The 2,463-nt window shown below is 61.0% G+C and carries 4 protein-coding genes; 1 reads left to right on the forward strand and 3 read right to left on the reverse strand.

Annotated features, from left to right (window positions below):
- On the forward strand, positions 1-375 hold a 375-nt coding region (locus tag ACZ4TW_RS23890; RefSeq protein WP_396575176.1), incomplete at its 5' end, for a Mu transposase domain-containing protein.
- Positions 376-396: 21 nt separating this feature from the next.
- Here the strand turns inward: ACZ4TW_RS23890 and ACZ4TW_RS23895 are convergent.
- From ACZ4TW_RS23895 to ACZ4TW_RS23905, 3 genes are all read right to left on the reverse strand, one after another.
- Positions 397-723: a hypothetical protein gene (locus ACZ4TW_RS23895; protein ID WP_020173285.1), complete on the reverse strand. Its 327-nt coding sequence runs from the start codon at positions 721-723 to the stop codon at positions 397-399.
- 330 nt (positions 724-1,053) lie between these two features.
- Entirely contained in the window at positions 1,054-1,902 is an 849-nt protein-coding gene (locus tag ACZ4TW_RS23900; RefSeq protein WP_006370051.1) for a TIGR02391 family protein, read from the reverse strand.
- Between the two features lie 106 nt (positions 1,903-2,008).
- Positions 2,009-2,463, reverse strand: a 455-nt coding sequence (locus tag ACZ4TW_RS23905; RefSeq protein WP_279941311.1) for a hypothetical protein, incomplete at its 5' end; no start/stop codon positions are given.

Below are 2,463 nucleotides of genomic sequence, written 5' to 3' on the forward strand. Positions count from 1 at the left end.
CGGGTCACCCTGCGGATCGACGGCGAGTTGATCCACGCGACCAACGGCACCCACCTGATCAAGACGCTACCCAATCCTCTTGACCTAGAGAATATTCGCCGCTTGACCGGAGTTCGGGAAGCCAGCACCCCGCTGCCGCCTGCGCCACCGTCAGGGCCGCAGAGCGTGCAGCGCCGGGTTCCCAAGAGCGGTCAGATCATGGTGGCCGGCCAACGCCTCCGAGTCAGTCCGACCTACGCCGGCACCATCGTCACCATCATCGTCGACGATCACCACCTACGAGTGCTCGACGGCGCCAGAGAACTGTCACTGCACGCACGAACCACCACCAAGACCATTCGCAACTTCAACGCCCACCGGCCCCACCGCCGGTAAGCATCTCCCGAGAACACGACGTCACGCATCTCCTGAGACCGCACACGTCAGCTCATTCAAGCTCACGATGGCCGCGGTCGATCGAGTCTCCTCGTACTCTGCATACGCTCGCTCGATCTTCGAACGTGCTATACAGAAATCCATGGCCGCAGACGCCATCGCTCCTGCGAGCTGCTCCACAGCAGGCGCTCCGTTGGCATCATGTGCGAGAAAGTGCGTCCGCACGATAGTCGATGTTTCCGGAACTGTGACGGCGTCCTCGAACGCCGGCAGGAAGCTGATCAGCGAGCTGCTCGTGCCCCGAGCTAGCTCGAGGAACTGTTCGACGACCGCCGATTCGTCAATCATCACTCACCCTTGATCGCGCAGCACGTCCTCCCGCGACCGGGGAGGCACGTAGGCAGGATATCGGCGCGATAGGACATTCTGGCGGCGCCACTCGCTGGGCGCGCTGATCTGCCGCCCTCCCGGAGGTCGGCAGCCGCATGAGCAGATTGGTGACGTTCGCAGCGAGGGGGTGGGCACCCAGAAAGCCGGTCGTGATGAAACGGATGAGAGGACTCGTCATAGCGGATCTAGAGCGGGCCGTTGGTTCTGGTGTGGTCCGGACCTGAGACCGTGAGCAGCGACCCGAGCAATCGTTCCTCGGCGCGGATAGCCGCAAGCCAAGCTTTCGGCTCAGTGGGGTGCGGTCAATCTCCTCATTGAGTCGAGCCGACGATGTACGTAGGAGGAGAGCGAGAACGCGTCGTAGAAATCGTTCAGAACCTCATCATTGAAGATTCGGCTGGAGTGCGCGCGCGGGTTTCGGAAGTGCCCGTGGATCCCAACGAGCAGGCTTTTAAAGCCGCGGTGCTCGCTGATGTCGGAGTCTGATTCATGGGCGTTGATGGACCAGGCGGGATGCTCGCGATTGGTTCCGAGGACGCCGTCGTAAAGAGCTGCGCCATCACCCGCCAACCCCGTGATGCCGCGGACTCTTGCTGGGATGCTCTTCGACGCTTCCGACATTGCATGAAACAGAGAACGCCCGATGAGTTCCTCGTCGCAGTAGCGGAATAACTCGCTGTGACACCCTCGGCGCCTCAGCTCAGTTTGAAGTCGTCCGGCCAGGGCGGCACCCTCGGAGATGCTGGATGCCTTCGCTCCGGATGCGAGCTTGCCCGCTTCGTTAACTGCGTAGCCGTAGTACACGAGGAACTGGTTGAGCTGGTCGCGCAGCTCGTCGAAACGAGCTGGCTGAGCGGCATACCGGCTAGGATTCATGGCCTTTGCGATGAATCCGCCCATGACGTTGCCGGCTTGCTGTCGAACCTGGACGTTGTAGAGAGTGACGTACAGGCTGTCGCGCTTGTTGCCGCCCGGCTCACGCTGCCTGACTCCCACCATCTGGAGCAAGGAGTCGATCTCGGAACCGGTGAGTCCCGGATGATCTGTCTGCGAAAGCACGTCGCACACGCCCTTGACGAAATCCGGGGTGAAGGGAGCAATCTTCGGGGGCGTTTGTTTGGGCATAGTGGTCGACATCGAGTGGCTCTGCTCTTAGAGGCGACTGACCAAGGTCTGGCGCCTTGCGATTAGGTGTTATGACGTTCTTATCATTTCGGACGTGGGTCGGACTCGGAGACTTGGCCTACTCGTCCTCCATCACAGGCTCGGGTTGCTGACCGTGCCGTCGACGCCACAAGTCGCCCATGTCGTCGGCGAACTGGAGATCGACCCGTACGTCGGCTGCTCCGGGAGCGCTGTACATCACCTCAGCTGACTGATCACGCGCGATCACGTCAGGGTATTTGTCGACCATCTGCTTCTGCGCGTTCTGAAAAAGCGAGGAGAGGCCAGGCGCACTCATAAGGTGATCCGAGAACATCCCACCGTAGGAACCGAGGTTCACCGGAACACCGAACATCCCCGGCGGGTATATCGAGTTGGCGCGAGAGCCGATGGCATCAAGCGTTCCGCTCATCCCACCCGCCAAACCCTCACGGAAGAGTGAGGTTCCCCCCGAACCGTAGAGGCATCGATAATGAGGAGCACGATGCCAGAGAAGCGGAAGAAGTACGACCGGGAGTTTCGTGATGGGGCGGT

This window comes from Agromyces sp. NPDC029043 (assembly GCF_055564615.1).